The 1,847-nt window shown below is 72.0% G+C and carries 1 protein-coding gene and 1 pseudogene; both read left to right on the top strand.

Going from position 1 to position 1,847, the window contains the following annotated elements; translation table 11 throughout:
* A pseudogene (locus I73_RS11640) lies at positions 1 to 345 on the top strand (phosphoribulokinase); the annotation flags it as partial.
* A gap of 2 nt (positions 346 to 347) precedes the next feature.
* The coding region (locus I73_RS11635) for a transketolase (protein ID WP_148289779.1) at positions 348 to 1,847 on the top strand (1,500 nt) is incomplete at its 3' end.

The raw sequence follows: 1,847 nt of genomic DNA, 5'->3' as shown, positions 1-1,847 counted from the left end.
ACCGACACCATCCTGCGCCGCATGCCCGACTACGTGCACTACATCGTGCCGCAGTTCGCCCACACCCACGTCAACTTCCAGCGCGTGCCGGTGGTGGACACCTCCAACCCCTTCATCGCCCGCGACATCCCCACGGCCGACGAGTCGATCTGCGTGATCCGCTTCGCCAACCCCAAGGGCATCGACTTTCCCTACCTGCTCAACATGATCAACAACGCGTGGATGAGCCGGGCCAACACCCTGGTGGTGCCCGGCGGCAAGATGGAGCTGGCGATGCAGCTCATCTTCACGCCCTACATCTGGCGCATGATGGAACGGCGCCAGCGTGCGCGTCAGGCGGTGTGAGCATGGCTGCCAACGCTTCCTCGACCGAGCGCGTGGTCCGCCCTGTGCGCACCCCGCTGAACCCCCTGGCCAATGCGCTGCGCGCGCTGGCCATGGACGCCGTGCAACAGGCCCGCAGCGGCCACCCCGGTGCGCCCATGGGCATGGCCGAGATGGCCGTGGCCCTGTGGCACCACCACCTGCGCCACGACCCGGCCGACCCTCACTGGTGGGACCGCGACCGCTTCGTGCTCTCCAACGGCCACGCCAGCATGCTGCTCTACGCGCTGCTGCACCTCACCGGCTACGACCTCTCGCTGGACGAGCTGCGCCGCTTCCGCCAGGCCGGCAGCCGCACCCCCGGCCACCCCGAGGTGGACCACACCCCCGGCGTCGAGACCACCACCGGCCCGCTGGGCCAGGGCCTGGCCAATGCCGTGGGCCTGGCCCTGGCCGAGAAGCTGCTGGCCGACGAGTTCAACCGCCCCGGCCACACCGTGGTGGACCACCGCACCTGGGTCTTCCTGGGCGACGGCTGCCTGATGGAGGGCCTGAGCCAGGAGGCCATCTCGCTGGCCGGGGCCTGGAAGCTGCACAAGCTGGTGGCCCTGTACGACGACAACGGCATCAGCATCGACGGCGCCGTCACGCCCTGGTTCGCCGACGACACCGCGGCCCGCTTCGCCGCCTGCGGCTGGGCCGTGATCGGCCCGGTGGACGGGCACGACGTGGCCGTGCTGGATGCTGCGCTGGCCCAGGCGCGGCAGCAGGACCGGCCCACCCTGCTCATCTGCCGCACCACCATCGGCCGCGGCGCACCAGGCCGCCAGGGCTCGGCCCAGGCCCACGGCGAGCCGCTGGGCGCCGAGGAGATCGCCGCCACCCGCGCGGCGCTGGGCTGGACGGCCGGGCCCTTCGAGGTGCCGGCCGACATCGCCCAGGCCTGGGATGCTCGGGCCCGCGGCGCGGCCGCGCACGCGGCCTGGCAGGCCCGCTGGGATGGGTACGAAGCCGCCTTCCCGGCCGAGGCCGCCGAGCTGGCGCGCCGGCTGCGCGGCGAGCTGCCGCTGGACTTCGAGCTCGAAGGCTGGCGCGAGCTGGCCGAGGTGCAGCAGCGCGGCGAAGCGGTGGCCACCCGCAAGGCCTCGCAGCAGGCCATCGCCCGGCTGGCGCCCCGGCTGCCGGAGCTGCTGGGCGGCTCGGCCGATCTCACCGCCTCCAACCTGACCGACTGGCCCGGCTGCGGCGCGGTGCGCGCCGGCCAGCCCGGCGGGCGCCATATCAATTACGGCGTGCGCGAGTTCGGCATGTCGGCCATCATGAACGGCATCGCGCTGCATGGCGGCTTCATCCCCTTCGGCGGCACCTTCATGGTGTTCAGCGACTACAGCCGCAACGCCATCCGCATGGCCGCGCTGATGCGAAAGCGCGTGGTGCATGTGCTCACCCACGACTCCATCGGCCTGGGCGAGGACGGCCCGACCCACCATCAAATGGAGCACGCCTGGTCGCTGGACTCTAGA

The organism is Ideonella sp. B508-1 (genome assembly GCF_000333615.1).
Taxonomy (GTDB): domain Bacteria; phylum Pseudomonadota; class Gammaproteobacteria; order Burkholderiales; family Burkholderiaceae_C; genus Ideonella.
This window is presented reverse-complemented; position numbering and strand designations above follow the sequence as displayed.